This window comes from Actinocorallia populi, from assembly GCF_002995495.1.
GTDB lineage: Bacteria > Actinomycetota > Actinomycetes > Streptosporangiales > Streptosporangiaceae > Actinocorallia > Actinocorallia populi.
The window spans coordinates 659,292-685,033 of record NZ_PVZV01000006.1; the positions used below are offsets into that span (position 1 = coordinate 659,292).

The window sequence follows — 25,742 nt, forward strand, 5'->3', positions numbered from 1 at the left end:
CAGTGATGGCCGATGTGACCAAGCGGATGCTGGACCTCCTGGCGGTGCTGCAGACCGGGCGCAGGTTCTCCGGGGCCGAACTCGCCCGGAGCCTGGAGACCAGCCCCCGCACGCTGCGCCGCGACGTCGAGCGGCTGCGCGAGTACGGCTACCCGGTCACGACCCGGCCGGGGCCGAGCGGCTTCTATCAGCTGGGTCCGGGCACGAGGCTCCCCCCGCTGATCTTCGAGGACGACGAGGCGGTCGCCGTCCTGATCGGGCTTGCGATGGCCGCCTCCGCGGCTCGAGCGCCCGAAAGCCCGCAGGACGGCGGCCACCGGGAGTCCCCCGCCGGGATCGGTGCCTCCGCCGACCGCGCCTACGGCAAGGTCGACCAGCTGCTCCCGGCGCGCCTTCGCTCCAGGGTGCGGCTCGTCCGGGCGTCGATGGAGGTCTCCCCCACTTCCTCGCCGGTGGTCGACACCGCCGTGTTCACCGCCATCGGCGAGGCCTGCACCCGCCGCGAGCGGATCAGGTTCGGCTACCGCGGCCCGGACGGGACGCTCACGTCCCGCAAGGCGGAGCCGTTCCGGCAGATCCTGGCGCGCCAGCGCTGGTACCTCCTGGCCTGGGACCTCGACAGGGACGACTGGCGAACGTTCCGCATCGACCGCATCCACGACCTGATCCCCACCGGGGAGCACTTCGCCCCCCGCCCGATACCCGCCGACGACGGCCGCGCCTACCTGCGCGACGCGCTCACCCGAGCCCGGTACAGAGCCGTCGTCACCGTCGATGCTCCGGCCGAGACGGTCGCGGACAAGGTCAAGTTCGCCGACTGCTCGATCGAGCCCCTGGACGGCGGACGATGCCGCGTCACCGCGTCCGTCGACTCGTTCCACTGGCTCATCATCAACATCGGCCTCATCGGAGCCGAGTTCCGCATCCACTCCCCCGCGGAGTTCGCCGACCTCAGCCGGGAACTGGCCGGGCGCCTGATGCGAGCGGGCCGCCACCAAGGCCCCTGACCCGGCTCGGCAGGTGCGTTTCGGTCAGCCTGGAGCCTTGCGGCTGAGTTCTTCCCACGCCTGGTAGAGCTCGGCTCTGGCCCGGTCCAGTTCCTGGACCTGGTCATAGGAACGGCCGCCGATGATGAGCCGCCGGGGCGGTTCCGGCAGCGCGGCCAGTTCCATGATGACGGGGGCGGCCGTGTCCGGGGCCGGTCCGGTCTCCTCGCCCCACATCTCGGCCAGCTCGGCGCGCAGGGAATCGTAGTGCGGGAGGGCCTTGGTCTCCGTGGTCCCCTGGGTGAACAGGCCGGTGTCGTAACCGCCCATCTCCACGATGGTGACCTTGATGCCGAACCGCTCGACCTCCATCGCCAGCGCCTCGCTGACCGAGTCGAGCGCCACCTTGCCCGCGCCGTAGAAGCCGACGGACGCCATGCCGCCGGCGGCGCCCATCGACGTGACCTGCAGGATGCGTCCGGAGCCCTGCGCGCGCAGGTGGGGCAGGACGGCCTGTGCCACCCAGACGGCGCCGAAGAAGTTGACGTCCAGGTGCGCCCGGATCTGGTCTTCCGTGGCCTCCTCCACCATCCCGTAGAGCATTCCGCCGGCGTTGTTGACCACGATGTCGAGCCGGCCGAAGGCGGCTGCCGCGCGGTCCACGCCGTCGAACACGGCCCGGCGGTCGGAGACGTCCAGCGGGAGCCGGACGAGGGCGCCCGGGTGCTCCTCGGCAAGGACCGCGAGCGGCTCGATGTTGCGGGCCGCAGCCACGACGCGGTCCCCGGCGGCCAGGGCCGCCTCGGTGAACGCCCTGCCCAGACCGCGTGAAGCGCCGGTGATGAACCAGACTCTGGCTGTCGTCATGGAAATCCCACCCCTAAAGCGAGACGGTGCGTCTCATCTGGCCCCATCCTGCAAAATGGCGGCGACCTTGTCAAAACGAACCGGCTCGTCTCGTTGGGGTGCTAGCCTGGGCGCATGTCCCAGGACAGGAAGCCGGATCGTTCCCGGCGCAGCGAACGTTCACGGCAGGCGATCCTCGAGGCGACCCGCGCGCTGGTCTCCGAGGTCGGGTACGGCAAGGTGGCGATCGAGACCATCGCCGCCCGGGCCGGTGTCGGCAAGCAGACGATCTACCGCTGGTGGCCGTCCAAGGGCGCCGTGATCTTCGACGCCTTCCTGGCGCTCAGCGAGGACGCCGAGGGCCAGGGCACGGCGCTGCCGGACACCGGCGACATCGAGGCCGACCTCAAGGCGGTCATGCGCGCGACGGTGGCCGAGTTCGCCGACCCGGAGTTCGAGAAGCCGATCCGGGCGCTCAACAACGAGATCATCAACGATCCCGACCTCGCCGCGCAGTACCGCGAGAAGCTGGCGCTGCCCGTGGACGCCGCCAAGAAGGAGCGGTTGCGCAGCGCGCAGCGGGCCGGCCAGCTGGCCGCGGACGCCGACCTCGACCTGGTCCTGGAGGTGCTCTACGCACCCCTCTTCCAGCGCTGGCTGCACCGCTCGGGCCCGCTGACCCCCGAGTACGCCGACGCGCTCGTCGACATCACGCTCAGGGCCTTCCGGCCCTGAGCGCCCGCGGGGCGGACGGCTCGAAGGGCTCCGGACCCGGTGGCGGTCCGGCCCGCCGCGGCGGACGTGTTCGCGGACCGGACCGGATGACGGCTACGGCGTGCGCACCGGAAGCGAGTCCCAGCCGCGGACCGCGGCCATCGGGTTGAACTCGGCGTTGTCCTGGTCGACCTCCCACTCGGGGAAGCGCTTGAGGATCTCCTCCAGGGCGATGCGGCCTTCCATGCGGGCCAGCGCCGCGCCGAGGCAGAAGTGGATGCCGCGGCCGAAGGTGAGGAGCTGTCCGCCGGCCTTGCGGTGGATGTCGAAGCGGTCGCCGTCGGGGTAGCGCCGGTCGTCGCGGTTGGCGGAGCCGTTGAGGAACATCATGACGCCGCCCTCGGGCACCACCTGGCCGTGGAGCCGCACGTCCTTGGCCACGTACCTGGCGATCTGGTGGGAGGGCGACTCGTAGCGCAGGAGCTCTTCGATGGCGCCCGGGATGAGAGAGGGGTCGGCGACCAGTTCGCGGCGTTGGTCGGGGTGGTCGGCCAGGATCTTCCCGATCCAGCCGATCAGCCGGTTGGTGGTCTCGTTGCCGGCGCCCGTGATGACGTTGACGTAGAGGAGGATCTCCTCGCGGGTCAGCCTCCGGCGGGTGCCGGTCTCGTCCTCGAACTCGGCACGCAGCAGGTCGGTCATGATGTCGTCGGAGGGGTGCTCGGCACGCCAGTCGATGTACCGGGCGAACATGTCGCTGTCGGCGAAGAACTTCGAGGTGTCCATGGGCTGCCCGGCCTCGGGGCGCAGGCCCTCGTCGACGCGGTCGCGGATCCACTCCTGGTCGTCCTCGGGGATGCCCAGCAGCATGCCGATCGTGCGCATCGGCACCTGCGCGCCGAGGTCGGCGACGAAGTCGAAGCCGCCGGCTCCGACCAGGGGGTCCAGGCTGCGCGCGCAGAAGGCGCGGATCTTGGGCTCCAGGGCCGCCACCTTCTTGGGCGTGAAGACACCCGACATCAGCCTTCGGTGGGTGGCGTGCATCGGCGGGTCCTCGAAGATGACCACGCCCGGCGGGATCTCCATGTCGATCTTGATCAGCTCAAGGATGTTGCCGCGCCCCGAGATGTACGTCGCCGGGTCGGTCAGACCCCGGTCGACGTCCTCGAAGCGGCTGACGGCGTAGAAGTCGTGCTGCTCGTTGTAGTAGAGCGGCGCCTCCTCGCGCAGCCGGCGGTACACCGGATAGGGGTCGGCGTTGATGCCGACGTCGTAAGGGTCGTAGTAGACGTCGCTCGCGTCGGTAACCGGCATCACGGGCCCTCCCTCGGAACGGCGACCGTCCCCGACTCCGCACAACGATGCTGAGCGGTCGCACAGCTGACACTCGGTGCCTCGCAAACTATGACACTCGGTGCCAGGGGTCAATACCCGCACCGGCGCCGGCATCGGCGAGGAGTGCGGCCTCAGGTGCGGGTGTCGGCAGGCCGCATGCGGCGGCTGTTCCGCACCGACTCCTCCAGACCGGGGAGCATCTGGGCCATGCTGAACGCGCGGTAGACGAGCTCGACGAGATTGCTCGACTCGTCGCGCAGCCATTGGTCGTACGCGGCGTTCGCGGCGCCGAGGGCGATGTGCGCGGCGAGCTGCGGGCCGAGATCCTCGACCGGCGCGTCCATGCGGCGCGCCGCGAACCGTGCCACGACCGCCTGCCAGTCGGCGTGCCGGAGCGCGGCGTTGGCCCGCAGCGCGGGCGTCTGCAGGATGAGCTTCATCCGCGCGCGGTGCGCGACGGGACCGTCGCTGTGCACGCGGTTGAACCACAACACCCCGTCCGCGATCACCTCGAACATCGGACGGTCGTCCGGTACGGACGTGAACCATTCATCGAGGTTGCGGAGGAGGGTCTCGAAATCTCCGAACAGGATGTTGTTCTTCGACTCGAAGTAGCGGAAGAAGGTGCGTCGCGCTATACCGGCCGCGGCGGCGATGTCGTCCACCGATGTCTCACGGAACCCCCGCTCCTCGAACAGTTCGAGCGCCACCTTCTCGACGGCCTCGATCGGCACCTGCTGCGGCTTCTTCACACACCTCTCCCTTGCTGCAAGGCGGCACCGCTCTGCGGCGCGAGTGCGGGGCGGCGGGTGTCCGACACCGCTGACCGACCGTGCTCTCCCATCGCTTCGAGGAGGCCGCCCGTGTACCCGACAGCCTATGGCACTCGGTGCCTCGCTGGAGTAGCCTCAGGCGACCGAGCCGATCACGGCAGAGGGGATCGACATGCATCGCAACCTGTTGAGCACCATCGTCATCGATGTTCCTTCCGATGTCCGGGACCAGACCATCGCCTTCTGGTCGGCGGCACTCGGCGCGACGCCCGCGGCCACGCGCATGCCGAACTACCACATCCTCCAGGACGCCTCCCCGGGCAACCGGATCGTCGTCCAGGACGTCGGCTCGGGCTCGGCCGGCATCCACTTCGACATCCACACCGACGACCTCGACGCGGAGGTCGAACGGCTCGCGGCATGCGGCGCGACCGTGGTCGACCGCACCTGGGCCGACCACCCCGGCCGCTGGATCATCATGCGGGACCCGGCGGGCATGGAGTTCTGCGTCGTGGAGGCGCTCACCGAGCTGCGCCGCGCCGACCACGCCGATTTCGAGCGCCGGGCCAGGCCGACGGGCTGAGGCCCCTCGACGACGCCCGGTCCACAGGAGGGCCGACGACAATGAACCTGCCGGTCGAGGACGTGATCGAACTGGAGCAGCTCTGCGCCGCCTACGCGCTGAAGATGACCCAGGGCGACATCGGCTACATCATCGAGCACATCTGCACGGACGACGGCACCTACAGCGCCTTCGGCGAGACGTACGGCCTGGAGGACTGGCCGAGGCTGGTGGAGGCCGCCCCGAAGGGCCTGTTCCTCACCGGCAGGCCCGTTCTCGAGCTCGACGGGGACACGGGCTCGGGCGAGGTGCCGCTGCTCTTCATCGACCAGACGAACCACCACATGCGCATGGGGTGGTACAGCGACACCTACCGGCGCACGGAGAACGGCTGGCGCCTGAGGACCCGCAGGATGACGTTCCTCCGCCGCAACGGCGGCGCCGACTCCGGAAAACCGCATGACCCCCGCCGTCCGAAGCCCTCGGCCGGACGTCCCGGCTGACGGCCTTCCGGCCGTGCGAGCGGGCCGCACCCGGGGCGGTCCGCGGACGCGCGTGGTGATCAGGTCCTTCTGGACCCGGGCGATACCGCCCATCCCGCTCCGCGCCCGGCCGTACGGGTGGGCGCGGAGCGGCGCCACGCCGACGGCCGCCGCGTTGCTCTCCCGGTGCGGCGAGGCCGAATAGATCGACACTCAGTGCCACCTCCCCTCGTGCGCGGCTCGCGGACGCCCTCGCTTGCCGCCGCGAGCACCGGCCCCGGAAAGGCGACATCGGCCGATCGCAGTGCCGGTGCATCGGCGACGATCGCCACCTCGACTCCCCGCACCCGAGACGCACCGGCGTCGTCGGCCGTGTGCAGCTCATCCCAGCCGGAACCGGCCACGGAGGTGTCGAATCCGGCCGTCCGCCCGGCGTTCTCGAGGCGTCCGACGGCGCGCCCGCCCACACGGTCCACGACCTGCGCGATCGCCTCGCACCGGTCGTGCCCCTCCAGGGGCAGCGGACGTCCACGGGTGCCCGATCGGCATGAAACGCTTGAAATTAACTGGCACTCAGTGCCTGGCGGGCTCTGGCACTGAGTGCCTCGCTCGGGTAGCGTCCCGGCCATGAGCGAATGTGAGACGCTCGCGGGGCCCCCGCTGCACGAGGCCACAGGCATCGGCGGCCGCACCCTCGGCGCCCTCCTGACCGAACTCTGCGCACGGGTCCCCGACCACGAGGCACTCGTCTTCGACGACCCGTTCCTGTGCGGCGCGACCGTACGGTGGACCTACGGCGACCTCGAACGGCAGGCCCGGCGCGTCGCGAAGGCGCTCCTGGCGGCGGGCATCGGCAAGGGAGCCCGGGTGGGCGTGCTCATGGGGAACCGGCCCGAGGCGGTCGCGTCCCTCTTCGGCGGCGCGCTCGCCGGCGCGGTCGTGGTGCCGCTGTCGACCTTCTCCCCGAAACCGGAGCTCTCCCACCTGCTCGCGCACGCCGACCTGAGCGTGCTCCTGCTCCAGACGACGATGGGCGCCCACCGGTTCGCCGCCGACGTCACCGAGCTGTGCCCGGCCGCCGCGAGCCCCGGGTCCATCGCCGACGCCGCATACCCCTACCTGCGCCATGCCGCGGCTCTCGGCCCGGTGGAGTACACGTGCGGGATCGAACCGTGGGAGCGGTTCCTGCAGCGCGGCGACACGATCGACGACGAGCTGCTGGACGCCGCCGCCGCCCAGGTCCACGCCTCCGACCCCGCGGTCATCATCTACAGCTCGGGTACGACCGACCGGCCGAAGGGCGTGCTGCACCACCACGAGGCGGTCGCGTTGCAGTGCTGGACGCAGGCCGGTCTGTTCGGCCGCGACGAGTCGACGCGGCTGTGGTGCGCGCTCCCGATCTTCTGGACCGCCGGCCTGAACGCGGCGATGGGGGCCACGCTCGCCGCCGGCGGCACCTGGGTGATGCAGGAGGTGTTCGAGCCCGGTCACGCGCTGCGGCTCATGGAGCGGGAGCGCGTGACCGAACCGCACACGCTCCCGCACCAGGCCCGCGCCCTGGAGGAGCACCCGGACTGGCCTTCGACCGACCTCTCGTCGTGCACGAGGGTCTTCGGCAAGTCGGTGTTCACCCGTCATCCGAGCGTCACCGGGGACACGAGCTGGAACATGCCGGTCGGCTACGGCTCGTCCGAGACGTGCTCGTTCTTCACCGCCCATCCGTCCGGCACGCCGCGCGAGCTGCTGAGGCGGCGAGGCTACGGGCGGCTTCTCGCCGGAAACGAGCTCCGGGTCGTCGACCCCGAGACCGGCCGGGTGCTCGGCCCGGACGAGGAGGGCGAGCTCGCCGTGCGCGGGCCGACCCTCATGGACCACTACGTCAAGCGCACGCGCGCCGAGTGCTTCGACGCCGACGGCTTCTACCGCACCGGCGACCTCGGCTCGTACGACGAGGACGGGTACGTGTACTTCAGCGGACGCCGCACGGAAGTGATCAAGACCGCGGGCGCCACCGTGTCACCGGCCGAGATCGAGGTCCGGTTGCAGGCGTACGAGCCGGTCAAGCTGGCGCGCGCCGTCGGCGTCCCGGACGACCGGCGCGCGGAGATCGTCGTGCTCTGCGTCGAGCTGAAAGCCGGTGCCACCGCGACCGAGGACGACATCAAGTCCTTCCTGCGCGAACGGCTGGCCGCCTACAAGGTGCCCAAACGAGTGCTCTTCTTCCCCGAAGGCGAGGTCCCGATGAACCGCAGCGGCATGAAGGTGAAGGACGAGGCACTCGTGGCCCTGGCGCGGGAACGGCTCAGCCGGTGAACGGCGACGAGCAGGGCCCGCTGCGGCACTCCGCCCTCTTCCACACCGGCGTCGTCGTCGACGACCTCGCCTCCGCCAAGGAGGAGCTCGGCGGCAGCCTCGGCGTCACGTGGCACGCCGGCGGCGCCGACGTGCGGCTGATCACCGACGACGGCGCGCGAACCGTGCGGACGGCCTACGCGCTCTCCCGAGAGGGCCCGCACCACGTCGAGCTGTGCCAGTCGGTCGAGGGGACGTTGTGGACGGCGACCGCGCAGGGCGGCGCCCACCACCTCGGCTACTGGGTCGACGACGTGGCATCGGCCTCCGCGGCGCTGGAACGGCTCGGCTCGCGCAGGATCGCGAGCATCGCCGTCAACGACGACGCATCGCCGTTCTGCGCCTACCACCGGACCGGCAACGGGCTCTTCGTCGAGATCGTCGCTCTGGCCTTCCGGCCGCTGCTCTTGCCCGCGAAGTGATGTGGCACCGCCACGCGCTCGTATCCGAGACCGGAGGTTCGACATGACCACTGCCGACATGGGGCCGCGTCCCGGGGAGGTCGACGACGTCCCGCGCGGCGAACGCTTCTACCAGCGGCTGCTCGACGAGGACACCCGGCCGGTTCCCGCGAGCCTGCGCGCGACGTCGGCCGGCCCGCCGGACGGTGCGGGCATCGCACCCTCCCGCTACTTCGACCCCGAGATCCACCGGCTCGAGGTCGAACGGGTGTGGAACCGGGTCTGGCAGATGGCGTGCCGCGAGGAGCAGATCCCCGAGGTCGGCGACTCCGTCGTCTACGAGATCGCCGACACCTCGCTCATCGTCGTGCGTACCGCGCCGGACGAGATCCGCGCCTTCCACAACTCGTGCCTCCATCGGGGCACGCAGCTCCGGACCCGGGCCGGCCACGTCAAGCGGTTCCGCTGCCCCTACCACGGGTTCACCTGGAACCTCGACGGGAGCCTCCACGAGATCCCCTGCGCGTGGGACTTCCCGCAGGTCGATCCGGCCACGTTCCGGCTCCCCGAAGCACGGGTCGGAACGTGGGGCGGGTTCGTGTTCGTGAACACCGATCCGAACGCCGGACCGCTGGAGGAGCACCTGGAGGACCTGCCGGCGCACTTCACCGCGTGGCCGCTGGAGGAGCGGCGCCTCACCGCACACATCGTGCGGACGATGCCGTGCAACTGGAAGGTGGCGCTCGAGGCGTTCATCGAGGCCTACCACACGATGACGGTGCACCCTCAGCTGCTGCGCACGGCGGCGGACACGCTGACCCAGTACGACGTCTACGGCCCGCATGTCAGCCGCATGCTCACCGCGGTCGGCATCAGCAGCGAGCACCTCGACCGCCCGCTCGACGACGCAGAGATCGTCAAGGCCATGCTCGGCTCCACCGAGGAGGAGATCGTCCTCGAACCGGGATCGACGGCCCGCAGGGTGCTGGCGGACCGGGTGCGCGCCTCGCTGCACCGGCGCACGGGCCGCGACCACGCGCACATCACCGATGCCGAGGCGCTCGACGGCATCGAATACTTCCTCTTCCCGAACTTCATGCCGTGGGGCGGGTACCTGACCTCGTTCGCCTACCGGTTCCGTCCGGACGGCAACGATCCCGGCTCGTGCGTGATCGACATCATGGTGCTCGAGCCGGTCCCGCAAGACGGCCCCCGCCCGCCCGCCGCCAAGACCCGCTACCTCGGCCCGGACGAGAGCTGGACCGACGCCCCCGAGCTCGGCGTCTTCGGCCGGGTGTTCAACCAGGACGGCGCCCGGTTCGCGCGCGTCCAACGCGGCCTGCGCGCCTCGGTGCGGACGAGCGGCACGCTGGCGCGCTACCAGGAGAGCCGGATCCGCCATTTCCACGCGACGCTCGACGCCTATTTCACCCGGTCCGACTGAACGGTCCTGAACGCCGACGAAGAGAAAGGGACGCCATGCCACAGACACGTGACGAGGCCACGGGCGGTCAGCCCGCCGACGACGAGCGCTACACCGTGGTCTCGACCGACAGCCATGTAGGGCCGTCCGTCAAGGAGCAGCTGCGGGAGTACTGCGACTCCAGGCACCTCGCGGACTTCGACCGCTTCGTGGAGCAGATGGAAGGGCACGGCCTGCTCTCCTACCGCTCCTCCGAGGCCGCCAAGCCTGGTGCGGACGAGAGCTGGTCGCTCGGACGCTCCCAGGCCGAGCGGTTCGGCAAGAGCGCGGGGATCCGCAACGCCGACCAGGTCGGCCTCCGCTTCCTGCAGCGCAGCTACGAGCACAGCCTGATGCCGGGGCTCCAGGACCACGCGGCCCGCATCGCCGACATGGACAAGTCTGGCGTCGCCGCGGACGTCATCTTCCACGGTGGGCTGAACGGACAGTCGATCCCGTTCTCGACCACCGGTCTCATCGCGTGGGGCGACTCGACGTACAACCACCTCGAACCCGCCGGAGTCCGCATCTACAACCGCTGGCTGGCGGACTTCGTGTCCCAGGCCCCGCAACGCCACGCAGGCATCGCCCACATCCCGATCTCCGATCCCGAGGCGTGCGTCCGCGAGGTCGAGTGGGCGGCCGCCGCCGGCTTGAAGGGCATCAACCTTCCCGCGCCGCGCGGTGACTTCCCGATGCTCAACGACCCCGTGTGGGAGCCGCTGTGGGCGGCGTGCGAGGACACCGGCCTGTCGCTCAACACCCATGGCGGCGGTGGAGAGCACTACCCGTACCAGGGCCAGGGCGCGCTGACGATGTACATGATGGAGACGGCGTGGCGGACCCGCCGCGGCCTCTGGGTGATGATCCTCGGCGGGGTCTTCGCCCGCCACCCGCGCCTGAAGCTGGTGCTCACCGAGCAGTGGCTGGACTGGGCGCCCGGCGTGATCGACGACATGGACGGGCTCTACAAGAGCCCGGCGAGCTCCGCGGTCCGGGCCGCCCTGCCCGAACCGCCGTCGGAGTACTTCATGCGCAACTGCTACATCGGCGCGAGCTTCATGGCGAACTGGGAGGCGAAGTTCGGGATCGAGCACGACCTCGCGCTCAACATCATGTGGGGCGACGACTACCCCCACGCCGAGGGGACCTGGCCGCACACGCGGCAGGCGATGCAGTACACCTTCCACGACATCGAGCCGAAGTACACCCGGCAGCTCATCGGCGGCACGGCGATCGACGTGTACGGGCTCGACCCGGTCGAGCTGAAGAAGATCGCCGCGAGGATCGGCCCGACGGCGGCGGAGCTCTCGACACCCTGCTCGCCGCCCGAGGACGAGGTGGTCGGCCTCTATGCGTTCCGCACCGGTCCGGGAATCTTCATCTGAGGGGACGGTGATCATCATGAAAGCGGAGAGAACGCCGCGGACGGGCGTGTGCAGGCCCGTGACCGCCGAGGAAGTCGATCATTTCCACGAGTTCGGCTGGGTGAAGCTCCCAGGGTTCGTCGACCCCGATGTCCTGCGCGCCATGCTCGGCGACGCACGCGAGAAGATGGGCGACGACGCCGACAGCAACCCGCTGTCCCCCGGTCTCGCCGCCGCGGTGGCGGAGGGGCGGACGGGGTTGTCCTACTTCAACGCCCAGCGCAGCTCGGGCCTCTCCCACCCCGTGATACGGCCTCTGATCCATGACGCGGGCGGCAACGCGAAGCGGCTGCAGCGGCGTACCACCGCCGGCGGCGCGGACGTCGGCGTCCGGTACTACTCGGACTTCTTCGTACCGAAGCTGCCCGCCGCGAAGGAGTCGCGGCACGGAGGCAACGGTCCCACGGCCTTCCACCAGGACTTCATCACCTTCAGCGTCGACCGGTCCGGGGGCATGACCTTCTGGATCCCCCTGGAGTCCTACGGTCCGGAGGCCGGGACGATGTCGTTCGTGAACGGGTCGCACCGCGCCGGGGTGCTCGGCGACTACACGACCTACGGGGACGGCGACGCCCTCGACGCCTTCCCCGAGCTCCGCGAGCTGCCGATGTCCGAGCCGATGACGTACGAGCTGGGCGACGTCACGGTGCACACCCACCTCACCATCCACGGCGCCGGCGCGAACACGATGGACCGGCCCCGCTGGGCCTACCTCCTCGTGACGCAGCCGGCCGACGTCCGCTGGAACGGCTCGCCGTGCCCGAACTTCGACTCGACCGCCATGAAGCCCTGGGAGCCGTTCGGCGACGAGCGCTTCCCGCTGATCGGCTGACGGAGACAAGCCCCCGCCTGACGCATCCCCTGGCGCGAAGGACACGACAACGATGGTCACCCTGCCCTTTCCGAACCGGAACTTCATGCAGATGTGCTGGGTGGTGCCCGATCTGCGGGCCGCCATCGACTCCTGGGTGCGGGCCGCCGGCGTCGGGCCGTTCTTCTGGTTCGACGGCGTCCCCTGCACCGACGGCCGTTACCGCGGGCGGCCCGCCGAGTTCCCGGCGGTCACGGCCGCCATCGCCTACGCAGGCGATCTGCAGATCGAGCTCGTCTGCCAGGACGACGACGAACCGTCGATCTTCTCCGAGCTCGTCCCCCGCGGGCGGTCCGGGCTCCACCACGCCGGACTGGTCTGCCGCGACTACGAAACCGAGCGCGACACCTACATCGAAGCGGGCGCGACGCTCGCGTTCGAGGGCGTCATCGGCACCAGCCGCACCTGCTGGCTCGACACGTCCCCCACGCTCGGATTCATGATCGAGCTGCTGGAGCCCAGCGCGACGCGAGACGCGGGCTTCGCCGCCATGCGCAAGGCCGCCGACATCTGGGACGGCACCGACCCGATCGTCGGCCTCTCCTGAAAGTCATGGCCCAGGCTGAAAGGAGCCCGATGGACGAGACCGAACCGGCGTCGACGTTTCCGGCGCTGTTCGCAGAGATCGTCGCGGCACGCGGCGACCATGACGCGCTCATCCTCGCGCACGAGACGCTGACCTATCGGGAGCTCGACCGCAGGTCCGCCAGGATGGCACGGGCGCTACTGGCCGCAGGCGTGGGCAAGGGGACGCGGATCGGACTGCTGGCGCCCGACGGAGCGCTCTGGCTGACGACCTTCTACGCGGCCCTGCGGATCGGCGCCCTCATCACGCCCATCAGCACGCTGGCGACACCACCCGAACTGGCGCACATCATCCGCACGAGCGACGCCCAGATCCTCATCGGGACACGCTGCTTCCTCCGTCACGACTACGCCGAGAAACTCGTCACGGCCCTGCCCGGACTGGGCGAGGGCAAAGCGGCGGCGCTGCGGCTCCCCGGCGCTCCTCATCTGCGGTCCGTCTGGCTCGACGGTGCCGACGGACTGCCGTGGGCGCGGCCGGTCGGCGACCTCCTCGCCAAGGCCGACGCCCCCGACGCGCCCGATGCCGTGCTGCTCGCCGCCGCGGAGCAGGAGGTGTCACCGGGCGACGACGCGTTCGTCGTCTATACCTCGGGAAGCACGGCGACCCCGAAAGCGGTGGTGCACGGGCAGTGGGCGGTCGCCCGCCAGCCGCGGGCGCTCGCCGCGTACTTCCTCCTGACCGGCGACGACCGCACCATGCCGTTGCTGCCCGCGTTCTGGATGGGCGGCATCGCCGCCGCTCTCCAGGTCCTGAGCACGGGCGGAACGCTGGTGTACCCGCCCTCCCCCGACCTCGAAGACGCGCTCGACATGATCGAGCGGCACGACGTCACCTACGTGGTCGTCTGGCATGTCCTGGCGAAGCTCCGGGCGGCGGCGATCGCGCGGGGCATCGACGTCGACGGCATCCGCGGCATGGGGGGCCCGTCACGCGACGAACGGGGAGAGGCAGTCCCGCCACCGCTCCGGGCCAACCTGCTCGGAATGTCGGAGAGCTTCTCCGCGCACAGCGCCGAGCCGGTCAACCGGCGCATGCCGGACGGCAAGGCGGGCGCCTCGGGCCGGGCGGTGAACGGCATCGAACGGCGCGCGGTGGATCCGGAGACCGGGGCGGAGGTGCCGCCCGGCGAGATCGGTGAGCTCCAGCTCCGCGGCGGCGCGCTGATGACCGGTTTCTACAAGGTCGACCGGCGCAGGGTGTTCACGCCGGACGGCTTCTACCCCACGAACGATCTGGTGCGCATCGACGCCGACGGCTACGCCTTCTTCGTCGGCCGGACCGGCGACATGATCAAGACCAGCTCCGCCAACGTGTCACGGCTGGAGGTCGAGGCCGCCCTGAACTCGCTGCCGGAGGTGGCGCTGTCGCTCGTCACCGCGCTGCCCCATCCGGAGTCCGGGGAGATCGTCGCGGCGGCGGTGGTCCCGGCGCCGGGCGCCGCCCCGACCGAGGACGGCCTGCGGACGGCGCTGCGCGACCGCCTGTCGAGCTTCAAGATCCCCCGCCGCATCGTGTTCGTCACGCACGACGACGTCCCGAGGACGGCGACGGGGAAGGTGAGGCTCTTCGACCTGGCCGAACTGATCGCATCCCGCACCTCGACACCCGCAGGAGAGCACGTATGACGGAGAAGGACAGCCGCCCCACGGCGGAGGAGATCGTCCTGTACGAGAAGGACCCGAAGACCAAGATCGCGACGATCACGCTCGACCGCGCCGACGATCTCAACGCCATGACGATCGACGCCCAGCACCGCTACGCCGACCTCGTCCGGATGGCCGGCGTCGACGACGACGTCAAGGTGCTGGTGATCCGGGCGAACGGCCGACACCTCGGCAGCGGCGCCGACCTCCCCGAACTGCTGGACATCATGGCCGGCCGGGGCGACGTCCCCATGAAGCACATCGTCCGGGTCCCCGACGACGCGGACGTCGTGTACCCCCCGAAGGGCTCGTACCGCTACGGCGCGACGAACGTCCAGTCCTACACCGACCCGAGCGCCGGGATGCGGAGCCTGCAGGACTTCAAGAAGATCAGCATCCTCGAAGTGCGGGGCTACTGCTACGGCTGGCACTTCTACCAGGCGGCCGACGCCGACATCGTCATCTCCTCCGACGACGCCCTGTTCGGGCATGCCGCGTTCCGCTACGCCGGTTACGCGGCGCGGCAGTGGCAGTGGTGCACGATGATGGGCCTCCGCAAGTTCATGGAGATGGTGTTCACCGGTCGGCCGTTCACCGCCAAGGAGATGTACGACTGCGACTTCGTCAACGCGGTCGTTCCCTTCGAGGAGCTCGAAGCGATGACGGAGAAGTACGCGCTCGCCTGCTCCCGCTCCCGGCCGACGGACACGGTCTTCGTCCAGAAGACGTTCTTCGAGATCTACAAGCAGCATCAGGGCGAGTACATGGGCAGCATCCTCGCCGGCCTGCTCGAGTCGACCGGACGGCTGCTCCGGCCCGACGGCACGTCGCTGGAGCTCGACCGGGAGATGCTCGACCGCGGCCTGACGAGCTCCGTCCGGGACAACGACGAGCGTTTTCCCCCCGACTGGCGCCTCAGCCAGCGGGGCCGGGCCGCCGAACACTCCAGCCGAAACCCAGAGGAAGGATGACGATGTTGATCCTGACGAACGCGAGAGTCTTCGACGGCAGGCAGATGCTCCCCGACAAGCACGACGTGCTCCTCGACGGAGACCGGATCAAGGCCATCGACGCGCCCGGCACGGTGTCCGGCGAGGTCGTCGACGTGGGCGGCATGACGCTGATGCCCGGCCTCATCACCTGCCACCTGCACCCGGACTTCTACAAGTTCGACGTCTTCTCCGGCGAGAAGCCCGGCAAGGAGCTCCCGCCCGGCGTCATGATGGCGATCGGCGTCCGCACCTGCCGGGTCCTGCTGGAGAGCGGCTTCACCGGCTACGCCGGCGCGGCCTGCGCGCACGACATCGACGCCCAGCTCAAGATCGCCATCGAACAGGACATCATCCCCGGTCCCCGCATCCGCGCGTGCGGCCATCACCTCGGCACCACCGGCGACATGAACAACAAGTCGCGGTGGTGGAAGCGCTACGAGACGCCCGGCCTCGACCTCCTCGCCGACGGCCCCGACGCCCTGCGCAAGCTGGTCCGCGAGGAGATCAGCCGCGGCGTCGAGACGATCAAGATCTTCGCCGGCTCCGGGCACGGCATCCCCAACCGCACGACGCGCAACATGTCACGCGACGAGATCGCCTCGGTCGTGAACACCGCCCACGAACGCGGCGCCAAGGTGCGCGCCCACGTCGCCGACAAGCAGATGATCCTCGAGTGCGTCGAGCTCGGAGTCGACATCGTCGACCACGGCGACGAGGTCGACGAGGAGTGCGTCCGGGCCATGGTGGAGGCGGGGACCTTCTGGGTCCCCAGCCTCGTCTACCTCTGGAGCCTGTTCGAGGTCGGCTACGCCGCGCAGTTCGGCGTGACGCGGGCCCAGTACGACCATGTGCGGGCGATGCTCCCGGTCGCCCAGAAGGCGGGCGTCCGGATCCTGATCGGAGACGACTACAGCGGCGTGTTCCGCACCATGCTCGAGAACGACCCGCTCGACCACCAGGTCGGCAACTACGGCCGTGAGTTCGCCTTCTACGGCCAGATCGACGGGCTGTCACCGGCCGAGATCCTGAGCTGGGGCACCAGTAACGCCGGCCAGCTGCTGGTGGACCCGCCGGCGAGGGTCGGCGTGATCGAGCCGGACGCCATGGCCGACCTCATCATCGTCGACGGCGACCCGCTCGCCGACCTGTCGCTGCTCGCCCGACCCGACGAGGCACTCAAGGCGGTCATCCGAGACGGCGCCTTCGTGATCGACCGGCTCGCTTCACGCAAGGACCACGCTGCGGCCTGACCCCGACGCACGGTCATCGTGACCGGCGGGCCGGACGACCGGGAGCTGAGGAGCAATGGGAAGAACCGAACAACGCAAGGTCGTCTTCGTGACCGGCGCCGCTTCGGGCATCGGTCGTGCCGCGGCGGAGTCCTTCGTCCGCCGCGGCTACGCGACGGTGCTCGCCGACCTGAACGAGGAGGCCGGACTCGGCGTGGCGGCCGAGCTGGGCCGACTGGGCGAATGCAGCTTCTTCCGCTGCGACGTGACCGACGACGACACCGTCCGCGAGGCGGTGGCCGGGGCCGTCGCGACCTACGGCCGCCTGGACGCCGCGTTCAACGCCGCCGGCATCGACGGCGAGCACGGCAGGCCCACCGCCGAGTGCACCATGGAGAACTGGAACCGGGTGATCGCCGTCGACCTGACCGGCACCTGGTCCTGCATGCGCTATGAGCTGCCCGAGATCGTCAGGGCCGGTGGCGGCTCCATCGTGAACTGCGCGTCGGTGGCCGGGCTCCGGGCGGCGCCCACGGTGCCGGCCTACACCGCCGCCAAGCACGGCGTGGTCGGCCTGACCAGGGTCGCGGCGCGCGAGTACGCCGGTTCCGGCGTGCGGGTGAACGTCATCTGCCCCGGGACCGTGGACACGCCGATGTTCCGCCGGTCGATGCCGCCCGAGACCGTCGAGCGCCTCGTGTCGGGCAATCCGGTGGGGCGCCTGGCCGAGGCGAACGAGATCGCGGACGTCGCGCTGTGGCTGTGCGACGAGGCCCCCGGCTACCTCACCGGCCAGGCGATCGCGGTGGACGGCGGCACGGGCGCATGACGCGCACCCGATCTGACGGGACCGCCCGGTCCCAGGACGGAGACAGGACCATGGCGACCCCGTCGTCACTCGGCGATCCCCGAACGGCGCCCGGCGAACGGCCGGGCGCCCGGCCGGAGCGGACCGTCGAGCAGGAGCGCCTGCACCGCAGACAGCGCCTGGCGGGCGCGTACCGGATCTTCGCCCGGCTCGGCCTGCACGAGGGGCTGGCCGGTCACATCACGGCCCGCGACCCCGAGCGGCCCGACCATTTCTGGGTCAACCGGTTCGGCGTCGACTTCAGCCGGATCACCGTCTCGAACCTGCTGCTGGTGGACGCGGAGGGCGAGATCGTCGAGGGCCGGGGGCCGCTGAACACGGCGGCGTTCGCCATCCACTCCCGCATCCACGAGGCGCGCCCGGACGTCGTCGCCGCGGCGCACAGCCACTCGGTCTACGGCAAGGCGCTGTCGGCCATCGGCGAGCCCCTGCATCCCGTCAACCAGGACGCGTGCGCCTTCTACGAGGACCACGTGATCTTCGATGACTACGCCGGCGTCGTGCTGAGCACCGACGAGGGCGACCGGATCGCCGCCGCGCTCGGCCGGTGCAAGCTGGCCCTGCTGGCCAACCACGGGCTGCTGTCGGTCGGGAGGTCGGTCGAGTCGGCCGCGTACTGGTACATCGCGGCAGAGCGCGCGGCGAAGGCCCAGCTCATCGCGGCCGCCGCCGGCACGTTGAAGCACATCGACCACGACACGGCCAGGCTGACCGCCGGCCAGATCGGCGGCGAGTCCCTGGCGCGCCGGTCGTTCGAGGCGCTGTACCAGGTCGTCATCGAGGAAGAGCCCGGCTTCCTCGACTGACACCGCTCGAGCGGGCCGGTTCGAACAGCACGCCAAGCCCCGTGAGGAGGGGAGATGGTCGTTCTCAGTGAGCACGTCGGCGACGGCGTGCTCGTCCTGACCCTCAACCGGCCCGACCACCACAACGCGTGGACGCTGGAGATGGAACTGCTCTACAACGAGTCGTTCGACCGCGCCGAGAAGGATCCGGACGTGCGGGCGGTGGTGCTGACCGGGGCGGGGCGCAGTTTCTGCCCGGGAATGGACATGGCCGTGCTCGAGGCCTCCTCCTCCGGGGCCGATCCCTATCCCGCGGACCGGCTGCCGCCGCGCGTCCGTCCCCTCATGTTCCCCAAGCCGGTGATCGCGGCGGTGAACGGGGCGTGCGCGGGGATCGGGTTCAACCAGGCGCTCATGTGCGATCTGCGGTTCGCCGCGCCCGGTGCCAAGTTCTCCGCCGCGTTCAGCCGACGTGGCCTCATCGCCGAGGACGGCGTCTCGTGGCTGCTGCCGCGCGTCGTCGGCTTCGGCCGGGCGAGCGACCTGCTGCTGTCCTCCCGGCCGGCCACCGCCGTCGAAGCGCTGGAGATGGGTCTGGTCAACCGGCTGGTGGACTCCGAGGACCTGCTGGCGGCGGCGGTCGACCACGCGGGTGAGATCGCGCGCCTGTGCAGCCCGCACGCCATGTCGGTGATCAAACGGCAGCTGCTGGAAGACCAGGCCCGCACCTTCGGCGAGGCCGCTGCGAACGCCCGCTCCCTGCTGGCGGAGGCGAGGAGGTCCCCCGACTACCGGGAGGGCGTGCGCAGTTTCGTCGAGCGCCGTACGCCGCGTTTTCCCGGCCTGAGCTGACGCGCGGCCACGTGGGCACCCGTCCGGTCGGCGGACCCGGGTTCACAGGGCGCTGGGGAAGGTCTCGGGTTCGGTCTCGCCCGGCGGCTCGCCGTGGAGGGGGTGCAGGGCCGTGGTCTCGTCCAGCCAGAGGAAGGCGTCGTAGCGGCGGCCGGGAACGGTGGTGACGTAGTTGCGCAGGCGGTCGCGTTCGGGGTGGTAGACCACCCCGATGGCGCGGTGCTTCACCGGGGCGTCGTACCAGGCGGGGCGGTCGGCGCCCGGAGGCGGGACGACGAAGAGCGCGCGGTTCGGAGCCGCGGTGTGCAGCAGGTCCTCCAAGGAGCCCGGACGGGCGGAGGGCACCGGCATGATCTCGGCGGGGGCGTCCCATGCGTGGCCGGCGATCACCGTGCCCCGGTGGGTGCCGAAGCCGACCAGGACGACGGTGTCCTCGCCGTGGCGTTCCCGGGCCAGTTGCCCCAGGTTGGTCATCCCGGCGGCGGCCATGTCGGTGGCGCGGGCGTCGCCGATGTGGGTGTTGTGCGCCCAGACGACGCTCTTGGCGCCGTCGTAGAAGCCGGTCAGCCGGTCGAGGGTGTCGGCCATGTGGATGTCGCGCAGGTTCCACGAGTCGGGGCCGCCGCGCATCATGGCCCGGTAGTACTCCTCGGCTCCGGCCACGACCTCGGCGTTCTGGCGGGCGGCGAAGCCCTCCTCGTCGCCGGGCGCCTCCCGGCGGAGGGCCGTCAGCATGCCGACGACCTCGTCCTCGCAGGTGTCCGGGAGCAGCCGGGTGGCCAGGCCGTACCGCTGCGGGTCGTGCCCGTAGGCCTCGAAGCAGTGCAGCGCGCGCAGCACGGTGTCGGCCTGCTCGGGCAGGTGGTGCTGCGCGTAGCTGCGCACGGCCAGCAGCGAGTCCCACAGGCTGTAGACGTCCAGGCCGTGGAAGCCGACGCGCCGCTGCGGCGGCAGGGCGTCGTTCCAGTCGCGCAGCCACCGGCAGAACTCCTTGACCTCCTGGTTGGCCCACATGAACGTGGGCCAGCGGGAGAAGGCGTACACGGCCTCGTCGGGCGGGCCGTCTCCGGTGACGGCCCGGTGGATCCGGTCGCAGTCGGGCCAGTCGCCCTCGACGCCGACGAACCGGAAGTCCTTCTCGGCGATCAGGCGGCGGGTGAGTTCGGCCCGCCAGGCGTAGAAGTCGTGCGTGCCGTGGCTGGCCTCGCCGATCAGGACGTGGCGGGCGTCGCCGATCCGCGCCAGCAGCGGGTCGAGGTCGCCGGACGCCTCCAGCGGCAGCGCCGAACGCCTGATCTCCTGTGCGACCGCCATGATCCCCCGAACGCCTCCCTGTCGACGAAACCGGTATGCCCGTTCAAGCGGGAGATAACGGGCTTATCCCCCTTCTTGCCCCGGGTTTTCCGCCCGGATGAAGCCACACCGGACGCGGCCGGACCGCGGGACCGGCCCCGGGCGTGTCCTCAAACGGCCAGAACCGGGGTTCGCATAGCGCAAGATCGTCGCCTTGGATCAGGTTTCTGTATGGCGTTTTCCCCGAGCTGCGAAGGCGGGCGCGGATGATCTCCGGTCGCTACAGAGTGCTGGAAGAACTCGGACGCGGCGGGATGGGAGTCGTACTGCGCGCCGAGGACGAGATGCTGGGCCGCGAAGTGGCGATCAAGCAGATCCTCGTGCCGGAGGGCCTGCCGGCGGAGGCGGCCGAGGACCGCAGGCAGCGGATGGTGCGGGAGGCGCGGGCCGCGGCGCGGATCCGGCACGGCAACGTCGTGACCGTCTACGACGTGCTGACCGAGGACGGCGTCGTCCACATCGTCATGGAGTACGTTCCCGGCCGCTCCCTCGCCGAACTGGTGGCACGGGAGGGGCCCCTCACCCCCGCTCGGACCGCGCGAATCGGGCTGGCGCTCCTGGACGTCCTGGCCGCCGCGCACGCCCTGGGCATCGTGCACCGCGACGTGAAACCCGCCAACGTGCTGGTCCTGGCCGACGACGAGGTCAAGCTCGCCGACTTCGGCATCGCGTTCCTGGAGGGCGACCCGACCATCACCTCCGAGCAGTCCCTGATCGGCTCGCCCGCCTACATGTCACCCGAACAGGCACGCGGCCGGTCGGTCTCACCCGCCACCGACCTGTGGTCGCTCGCCGCCACCCTCTACTTCGCCCTCGAAGGCCGCGGCCCGTTCGACGCGAACACGGTCACCGCCGTCATCGCCGCCGTCATCGGAGACACGCCCCGGCCGCCCCGCGACCCCGGCCCCGAACTCGACGAACTGCTTTTCAAGCTGCTCACCAAGGACCCCGCGGAACGGCCCGGCGCGGCCTGGGCCCACTCCCTGCTGGCCCGTGCCGCGGGCACGCCGGACCTCCCGATGCCGGCCACCCTGGTCGTCCCCCCGGCGGCGGAGCCCCGCTTCGCGGAGAACGGGCAGGTCCGGATGGAACCGCCCGCCGAGGCCTTCGTCGCCCGGATCAAGGCGGGCACCGTCGTGCGCAGGGGCAAGGGCGGGAGACTGGGCTGGGTCCTGACCCTCATCGTGTTCGTGGTCTGGCTCACCAGCCAGCGGCAGGGCGACACGTCGGGATCCGGGGACGAGTTCGGCGTCGGCCTGATCATCTCGGGGTTGGTCGGCTGGTCCCTCGCCGCTCTGCTGCACACCGTCCACGCCATCTGGATGTTCGTGTTCGAGCTGGCCACGCCCCGGCACCTGCGCATCTCGGCCGAGGGCATCGAGCTCGTCCGCGGCCTGCGCCGCGTGCGCTTCGACTGGCCGCGCATCGCCGCCGTCGGCATCGTCCCGGGCACGGGCGCCAAGCCGCGCGCCGCCCTGGTCCTGCGTCCCGTCTTCGACTACACCAACGAGGACCCGTTCGCCGGGCAGCGTCTGTCCTGGACGAACCACCGTTCCCCCTGGCGGGAGAAGGCCACCGACACCATCGGCCTGTGCTGCCTCGACGAGCTGAGAACCAGCCCGGGCCGCCTCGAATCAGCTCTGCGCCATTTCGCGCCCCGGATCGTCCCCCCGTCCTTCGGCGGATGAGCGCGCCTCGCATCACGGCCTTCCGGCCGGAGTGCCGGAGGAGCTCGGCGGACGGCCGGCGCGTTTCCTCGACGCGGGCCGGATCAGGGGGTGCGGGAATCGCAGGAGGTGCGGGCGACGAGCAGACGTGCCAGGGCGGCGTAGGCGGCCGAGTCGTCCAGACCGGTGCTCGCCTTGATCTCGCCGCTGTGGACGGCCTCCATGACCAGGCCCGCCACGGCTCCGGCGAACGCGGCGTCCTGGCCGGGTGAGGCCTCCAGGACCAGTTGCTTGACGCGGGCCGCGGCGAAGCGGGTGTTCCGGCGGTAGATCTCCCGGGCGGGGGCGAAGGCCGTCAGATCGGCGAAGAAGGCCGGGGAGGCCGCCGCGAGCTCGGTGGAGATCGCGCGCAGGTAGGTCTCGATGCGCTCGCGCGGGCCGGTCTCCTCCTCGAGCCCGGCCTCGACGCGGGCGGTGGCGCGGCGGAAGAACGCCTTGACCACCGTGACGATGATCTGCTCCTTGCTGCCCGCCACGGTGTAGAGCGTCGACTTCGAGCAGCGCAGCAGCGCGGCGAGGTCGGCCACGCCCAGCTCGGCGAAGCCCCGGTCCAGGAAGATCTCGATGAGCCGGCCGACCAGCTCCTCCCGCCGCCGTGTCCGGGCTCCCGTCTCCATGGACCGGACGCTACCAGCCTTTCCCCCGGTTCAGTACCAGACGGGGTTCTGGAGTACCGTGATTGGTACCATCCGGGCAGTGAAAGGAGCACCGATGCCCGCTGTACGCCTGCTTCCCTCGCCCGAGGCCGAGGACCTGCTCGCCCTGACCCGCGACCTGTGCGCCAAGGAGCTCCTGCCCCGGGTGGGGCGGGCCGAACGCGACGAGGAGTTCCCCCGCGAGGTCTTCGCCCTCCTGGGCCGGGCCGGGCTCCTGACGCTGCCCTACCCCGAGGAGTTCGGCGGCGGGGGCCAGCCGTACGAGATCTACCTGCAGGCGCTGGAGGAGATCGGCGGCGCCTGGGCCAGCGTCGGCGTGGGCGTCAGCGTGCACGCCCTGTCGTGCTTCCCGGTCTTCGCCTTCGGCAGCGACTCCCAGCGCCGCCGCTGGCTGCCGGACATGCTCTCGGGCGAGAGGCTCGGCGCCTACTGCTTGTCGGAGGCCCACGCGGGTTCCGACCCGGCCGCCATGCGCGCCCGTGCCGTCCGCGACGGCGACGCCTACGTGCTCAACGGCGCCAAGGCCTGGACGACCCACGGCGGCCGCGCCGACTTCTACACCGTCATGGCCCGCACCTCCGACGACGGCGCCCGCGGCATCTCCTGCTTCCACGTCCCCGCCGGCACCCCGGGCCTGGAGTTCGACAAGCCCGAGGAGAAGATGGGCCTGACCGGCTCCACCACCGCCACCGTCCGGCTGGAGAACGTGCGCGTCCCGGCCGACCACCTCATCGGCGCCGAGGGCCAGGGCCTGGCCATCGCGCTGGCCTCCCTGGACGCCGGACGGCTCGGCATCGCCGCGGTGGCCACCGGGCTGGCCCAGCGCGCGCTGGACGACGCGATCGCCTACGCCAAGGACCGCGAGGCCTTCGGCAAGCCGATCATCGCCCACCAGGGACTCGGCTTCCTGCTCGCCGACATGGCCGCCGCCGTCGAGTCCGCCCGCGCCACCTACCTGTCCGCCGCCCGCTTCAAGGACGCCGGGCTCCCCTACGGCCGCCAGGCGTCCATCGCCAAGCTCGTCGCCACCGACAACGCCATGAAGGTCACCACCGACGCCGTCCAGGTCCTCGGCGGCGCCGGCTACACCCGCGACTTCCCCGTCGAACGCTTCATGCGCGAGGCCAAGGTCATGCAGATCTTCGAGGGCACCAACCAGATCCAGCGCCTGGTCATCAGCCGCGGCCTCTGAGGGTGTTCCGCCCGGCCCCCATGTAGTTCGTCTCACGAATCATGGGCAGGGCGAATGTACCATGACCGAATGGCTAAAGATGATGACGGCCGGATCGGGATCGTCGCCGCGCTGGTGCGGTCGACGTTCCTGGTGAACGCCGTGTACGCCGATTCCGCCCGGGAGTACGGCCTCACCTCGCAGCAGGGCCAGCTGCTGTGCGTGCTGATGGCGCAGCCGTACGGGATGGGCGAGCTGGGCGCGATGCTGAAACTGGCGAAGTCGAGCCTGACCGGACTGGTGGACCGCACCGAGCGCAACGGCCTGGTCGAACGCAGGCCCGACCCGCAGGACTCGCGCGCGGTGCGGGTCGCGCTCACCCCCCGGGGCGGCGAGCTCGCGGAGGAGTTCTACACCGAGACCTGCCGCCGCGTCGAGCGGCTGGCGGAGGGGCTCACCGCCGCCGAACGCGACACCCTCGCCGGGCTGCTCGGCGGCGTCGTGCGGGACAACGAGGTCCCGGTGGTCTTCCTGGAGTCCGACAGGGGGACCGCCGCCGAACGCGGGCGCTGAGGCCGTTCCGCTCCCGGGAGGGTTGCAGTTCGTGCCACGAACTAATATTGTTCGTGGAACGAACTGCAACCCTCCCCGCGTTCGTTCCCCGAAAGGAAGCGTGGAACCTTGGCCGTTCAGGAAATCGTCTTCGGCTTCGGCGCGCACAGCGGCATCGGCCAGGTGCCGGATCTGCTGCGCATGGTCCGGCAGGCCGACCGCGACGGACTCGACCTCTTCTCGTTGTCGGACCACCCCTACCTCGGCGACCGCCTGGACGCCTACGCCTCCCTCGGATTCCTCCTCGGCGGCACGGAGCGCATCTCGGGCTTCGCCAACGTCACCAACCTGCCGACCCGGCCCGCCCCCATGCTGGCGCGGACGGTGACGTCGTTGTCGGCGCTGTCCGGCGGCCGCGTCGTGCTCGGCATGGGCGTGGGCGGGTTGTGGGACCGGATCTCCGACATGGGGGTGCCGCGCCTGTCGCCGGGCGCCGCGGTGGACGCCTTCGAGGAGGCGATCGTCCTGGTCAGGTCGTTGTCGGGCGGCGGTCCGCCCGTCACCCACCGGGGCCGCCACTACCGGGTGGACCGGATCGACCCCGCCCCCGTGGCCGCGCCTCCCGTGTGGACCGGATCGCTCGGCCCGAAGTCGCTGGCCGCCACCGGCCGCGTGGCCGACGGCTGGATTCCCGGCCACGCGGCGGACTGGCTCAGCGAGCGGTACCGGACCTCCCGCCCGGTCATCGACGAAGCGGCCGCCGCGGCGGGCCGCGATCCGCGCGAGATCCGCACGGTCTTCAACTTCCCCGGCCGCGTCACCGACCGGCCACTGCCCGCCACGCGCGACGGCGACGGCCGCTGGGTCGGCGGCTCCACCGGCCAGTGGGTCGAGGAGCTGACCGGCGCCGTACTGGAGCACGGCGCGTCGGGCTTCACGCTCTTCGCCGCCGATCACGGCACGCCGGACCTCGTCACCCTCGGCCGGTGGGCGAAGGAGATCGCCCCCGCCGTACGCGAGGCGGTCGCGAAGGAGAACGGCTGAGCCGCCGGCCGAAAGGTCCGCCCCTCTCGCCGTCGAAGGCGGCGGGGGCGGTCCGGTCCGCGGCCGGGCG

At 70.9% G+C, this 25,742-nt stretch carries 25 protein-coding genes; 20 read left to right on the forward strand and 5 right to left on the reverse strand.

The window, feature by feature from the left end; translation table 11 throughout:
* Positions 1-5: 5 nt before the first annotated feature.
* A complete protein-coding gene (locus tag C2865_RS26430; RefSeq protein ID WP_198653603.1) occupies positions 6-1,007 on the forward strand; it encodes a helix-turn-helix transcriptional regulator in 1,002 nt (333 codons plus the stop codon).
* Between the two features lie 24 nt (positions 1,008-1,031).
* Here C2865_RS26430 and C2865_RS26435 read toward each other — a convergent pair whose 3' ends face one another.
* Positions 1,032-1,853 carry an SDR family NAD(P)-dependent oxidoreductase gene (locus tag C2865_RS26435; protein ID WP_106401245.1) on the reverse strand — a complete coding sequence of 274 codons (822 nt, stop codon included), beginning with the start codon at positions 1,851-1,853 and terminating at the stop codon, positions 1,032-1,034.
* A gap of 114 nt (positions 1,854-1,967) precedes the next feature.
* Between C2865_RS26435 and C2865_RS26440 the strand changes: the two genes are divergently transcribed.
* Positions 1,968-2,567: a TetR/AcrR family transcriptional regulator gene (locus C2865_RS26440; RefSeq protein WP_106401246.1), complete on the forward strand. Its 600-nt coding sequence runs from the start codon at positions 1,968-1,970 to the stop codon at positions 2,565-2,567.
* 93 nt (positions 2,568-2,660) lie between these two features.
* Here the strand turns inward: C2865_RS26440 and C2865_RS26445 are convergent, their stop codons facing one another.
* A complete protein-coding gene (locus tag C2865_RS26445; RefSeq protein ID WP_106401247.1) occupies positions 2,661-3,860 on the reverse strand; it encodes a cytochrome P450 in 1,200 nt (399 codons plus the stop codon).
* Between the two features lie 152 nt (positions 3,861-4,012).
* Complete coding sequence (locus tag C2865_RS26450; protein ID WP_106401248.1) at positions 4,013-4,633, reverse strand: acyl-CoA-like ligand-binding transcription factor; 621 nt, start codon at positions 4,631-4,633, stop codon at positions 4,013-4,015.
* Between the two features lie 193 nt (positions 4,634-4,826).
* Here C2865_RS26450 and C2865_RS26455 point away from each other — a divergent pair, with 193 nt between their 5' ends.
* The 14 genes from C2865_RS26455 to C2865_RS26520 all read left to right on the forward strand — a co-directional run bounded on the left by C2865_RS26455 (position 4,827) and on the right by C2865_RS26520 (position 19,169).
* A complete protein-coding gene (locus tag C2865_RS26455; protein WP_157963919.1) occupies positions 4,827-5,237 on the forward strand; it encodes a VOC family protein in 411 nt (136 codons plus the stop codon).
* Positions 5,238-5,278: 41 nt separating this feature from the next.
* Positions 5,279-5,719, forward strand: a complete 441-nt coding sequence (locus C2865_RS26460) for a nuclear transport factor 2 family protein (protein ID WP_198653604.1) — start codon at positions 5,279-5,281, stop codon at positions 5,717-5,719.
* Positions 5,720-6,325: 606 nt separating this feature from the next.
* A complete protein-coding gene (locus C2865_RS26465) occupies positions 6,326-8,011 on the forward strand; it encodes a class I adenylate-forming enzyme family protein (protein ID WP_106401249.1) in 1,686 nt (561 codons plus the stop codon).
* Positions 8,008-8,472, forward strand: coding sequence for a VOC family protein (locus tag C2865_RS26470; RefSeq protein WP_106401250.1), 465 nt, complete (start codon positions 8,008-8,010; stop codon positions 8,470-8,472). The genes C2865_RS26465 and C2865_RS26470 overlap by 4 nt, the downstream gene beginning before the upstream one ends.
* A 43-nt stretch (positions 8,473-8,515) precedes the next feature.
* Positions 8,516-9,895, forward strand: a complete 1,380-nt coding sequence (locus C2865_RS26475; protein ID WP_106401251.1) for an aromatic ring-hydroxylating oxygenase subunit alpha — start codon at positions 8,516-8,518, stop codon at positions 9,893-9,895.
* A gap of 35 nt (positions 9,896-9,930) precedes the next feature.
* Positions 9,931-11,301: an amidohydrolase family protein gene (locus C2865_RS26480; RefSeq protein ID WP_106401252.1), complete on the forward strand. Its 1,371-nt coding sequence runs from the start codon at positions 9,931-9,933 to the stop codon at positions 11,299-11,301.
* Positions 11,302-11,317: 16 nt separating this feature from the next.
* Positions 11,318-12,172 (forward strand): phytanoyl-CoA dioxygenase family protein, encoded by an 855-nt coding sequence (locus tag C2865_RS26485; RefSeq protein ID WP_106401346.1) that lies wholly within the window; start codon positions 11,318-11,320, stop codon positions 12,170-12,172.
* 52 nt (positions 12,173-12,224) lie between these two features.
* On the forward strand, positions 12,225-12,758 hold the full coding sequence (locus C2865_RS26490; protein WP_106401253.1) for a VOC family protein: 534 nt from the start codon (positions 12,225-12,227) through the stop codon (positions 12,756-12,758).
* 29 nt (positions 12,759-12,787) lie between these two features.
* A complete protein-coding gene (locus C2865_RS26495) occupies positions 12,788-14,425 on the forward strand; it encodes a class I adenylate-forming enzyme family protein (RefSeq protein ID WP_106401254.1) in 1,638 nt (545 codons plus the stop codon).
* A complete protein-coding gene (locus C2865_RS26500; RefSeq protein ID WP_106401255.1) occupies positions 14,422-15,414 on the forward strand; it encodes an enoyl-CoA hydratase/isomerase family protein in 993 nt (330 codons plus the stop codon). The genes C2865_RS26495 and C2865_RS26500 overlap by 4 nt, the downstream gene beginning before the upstream one ends.
* A gap of 2 nt (positions 15,415-15,416) precedes the next feature.
* Entirely contained in the window at positions 15,417-16,685 is a 1,269-nt protein-coding gene (locus C2865_RS26505) for an amidohydrolase family protein (RefSeq protein ID WP_106401256.1), read from the forward strand.
* A 55-nt stretch (positions 16,686-16,740) separates the two neighbouring features.
* Positions 16,741-17,493, forward strand: a complete 753-nt coding sequence (locus C2865_RS26510; RefSeq protein WP_106401257.1) for an SDR family oxidoreductase — start codon at positions 16,741-16,743, stop codon at positions 17,491-17,493.
* Positions 17,494-17,543: 50 nt separating this feature from the next.
* Positions 17,544-18,338, forward strand: a complete 795-nt coding sequence (locus tag C2865_RS26515) for a class II aldolase/adducin family protein (RefSeq protein ID WP_106401258.1) — start codon at positions 17,544-17,546, stop codon at positions 18,336-18,338.
* 54 nt (positions 18,339-18,392) lie between these two features.
* Entirely contained in the window at positions 18,393-19,169 is a 777-nt protein-coding gene (locus tag C2865_RS26520; protein WP_106401259.1) for an enoyl-CoA hydratase-related protein, read from the forward strand.
* 42 nt (positions 19,170-19,211) lie between these two features.
* Here the strand turns inward: C2865_RS26520 and C2865_RS26525 are convergent, their stop codons facing one another.
* Positions 19,212-20,483: an erythromycin esterase family protein gene (locus tag C2865_RS26525; protein ID WP_106401260.1), complete on the reverse strand. Its 1,272-nt coding sequence runs from the start codon at positions 20,481-20,483 to the stop codon at positions 19,212-19,214.
* 245 nt (positions 20,484-20,728) lie between these two features.
* On the opposite strand from C2865_RS26525, the gene C2865_RS26530 reads away from it, so the two are divergent.
* Complete coding sequence (locus C2865_RS26530; RefSeq protein WP_106401261.1) at positions 20,729-22,210, forward strand: serine/threonine-protein kinase; 1,482 nt, start codon at positions 20,729-20,731, stop codon at positions 22,208-22,210.
* An 83-nt stretch (positions 22,211-22,293) separates the two neighbouring features.
* Here C2865_RS26530 and C2865_RS26535 read toward each other — a convergent pair whose 3' ends face one another.
* Positions 22,294-22,866, reverse strand: a complete 573-nt coding sequence (locus tag C2865_RS26535) for a TetR/AcrR family transcriptional regulator (protein ID WP_106401262.1) — start codon at positions 22,864-22,866, stop codon at positions 22,294-22,296.
* A 94-nt stretch (positions 22,867-22,960) separates the two neighbouring features.
* Here C2865_RS26535 and C2865_RS26540 point away from each other — a divergent pair, with 94 nt between their 5' ends.
* The 3 genes from C2865_RS26540 to C2865_RS26550 all read left to right on the forward strand — a co-directional run bounded on the left by C2865_RS26540 (position 22,961) and on the right by C2865_RS26550 (position 25,672).
* Positions 22,961-24,097 carry an acyl-CoA dehydrogenase family protein gene (locus C2865_RS26540; protein ID WP_106401263.1) on the forward strand — a complete coding sequence of 379 codons (1,137 nt, stop codon included), beginning with the start codon at positions 22,961-22,963 and terminating at the stop codon, positions 24,095-24,097.
* 69 nt (positions 24,098-24,166) lie between these two features.
* Positions 24,167-24,649, forward strand: coding sequence for a MarR family winged helix-turn-helix transcriptional regulator (locus C2865_RS26545; protein WP_198653605.1), 483 nt, complete (start codon positions 24,167-24,169; stop codon positions 24,647-24,649).
* A 108-nt stretch (positions 24,650-24,757) separates the two neighbouring features.
* Positions 24,758-25,672, forward strand: coding sequence for an LLM class flavin-dependent oxidoreductase (locus C2865_RS26550; protein ID WP_106401264.1), 915 nt, complete (start codon positions 24,758-24,760; stop codon positions 25,670-25,672).
* The last annotated feature ends 70 nt before the right edge of the window (positions 25,673-25,742 follow it).

Excerpts from the sequence above, each read along its gene's own strand:
- C2865_RS26465 (WP_106401249.1), top strand. The coding sequence starts at position 6,326 with ATGAGCGAATGTGAGACGCTCGCGGGGCCCCCGCTGCACGAGGCCACA.
- C2865_RS26495 (WP_106401254.1), top strand. The coding sequence starts at position 12,788 with ATGGACGAGACCGAACCGGCGTCGACGTTTCCGGCGCTGTTCGCAGAG.
- C2865_RS26535 (WP_106401262.1), bottom strand. The coding sequence starts at position 22,866 with ATGGAGACGGGAGCCCGGACACGGCGGCGGGAGGAGCTGGTCGGCCGG.
- C2865_RS26485 (WP_106401346.1), top strand. The coding sequence starts at position 11,318 with ATGAAAGCGGAGAGAACGCCGCGGACGGGCGTGTGCAGGCCCGTGACC.
- C2865_RS26490 (WP_106401253.1), top strand. The coding sequence starts at position 12,225 with ATGGTCACCCTGCCCTTTCCGAACCGGAACTTCATGCAGATGTGCTGG.
- C2865_RS26455 (WP_157963919.1), top strand. The coding sequence starts at position 4,827 with ATGCATCGCAACCTGTTGAGCACCATCGTCATCGATGTTCCTTCCGAT.
- C2865_RS26505 (WP_106401256.1), top strand. The coding sequence starts at position 15,417 with ATGTTGATCCTGACGAACGCGAGAGTCTTCGACGGCAGGCAGATGCTC.
- C2865_RS26500 (WP_106401255.1), top strand. The coding sequence starts at position 14,422 with ATGACGGAGAAGGACAGCCGCCCCACGGCGGAGGAGATCGTCCTGTAC.
- C2865_RS26430 (WP_198653603.1), top strand. The coding sequence starts at position 6 with ATGGCCGATGTGACCAAGCGGATGCTGGACCTCCTGGCGGTGCTGCAG.
- C2865_RS26510 (WP_106401257.1), top strand. The coding sequence starts at position 16,741 with ATGGGAAGAACCGAACAACGCAAGGTCGTCTTCGTGACCGGCGCCGCT.
- C2865_RS26540 (WP_106401263.1), top strand. The coding sequence starts at position 22,961 with ATGCCCGCTGTACGCCTGCTTCCCTCGCCCGAGGCCGAGGACCTGCTC.
- C2865_RS26545 (WP_198653605.1), top strand. The coding sequence starts at position 24,167 with ATGGCTAAAGATGATGACGGCCGGATCGGGATCGTCGCCGCGCTGGTG.
- C2865_RS26435 (WP_106401245.1), bottom strand. The coding sequence starts at position 1,853 with ATGACGACAGCCAGAGTCTGGTTCATCACCGGCGCTTCACGCGGTCTG.
- C2865_RS26440 (WP_106401246.1), top strand. The coding sequence starts at position 1,968 with ATGTCCCAGGACAGGAAGCCGGATCGTTCCCGGCGCAGCGAACGTTCA.
- C2865_RS26480 (WP_106401252.1), top strand. The coding sequence starts at position 9,931 with ATGCCACAGACACGTGACGAGGCCACGGGCGGTCAGCCCGCCGACGAC.
- C2865_RS26525 (WP_106401260.1), bottom strand. The coding sequence starts at position 20,483 with ATGGCGGTCGCACAGGAGATCAGGCGTTCGGCGCTGCCGCTGGAGGCG.
- C2865_RS26530 (WP_106401261.1), top strand. The coding sequence starts at position 20,729 with ATGATCTCCGGTCGCTACAGAGTGCTGGAAGAACTCGGACGCGGCGGG.
- C2865_RS26445 (WP_106401247.1), bottom strand. The coding sequence starts at position 3,860 with ATGCCGGTTACCGACGCGAGCGACGTCTACTACGACCCTTACGACGTC.
- C2865_RS26515 (WP_106401258.1), top strand. The coding sequence starts at position 17,544 with ATGGCGACCCCGTCGTCACTCGGCGATCCCCGAACGGCGCCCGGCGAA.
- C2865_RS26460 (WP_198653604.1), top strand. The coding sequence starts at position 5,279 with ATGAACCTGCCGGTCGAGGACGTGATCGAACTGGAGCAGCTCTGCGCC.
- C2865_RS26475 (WP_106401251.1), top strand. The coding sequence starts at position 8,516 with ATGACCACTGCCGACATGGGGCCGCGTCCCGGGGAGGTCGACGACGTC.
- C2865_RS26520 (WP_106401259.1), top strand. The coding sequence starts at position 18,393 with ATGGTCGTTCTCAGTGAGCACGTCGGCGACGGCGTGCTCGTCCTGACC.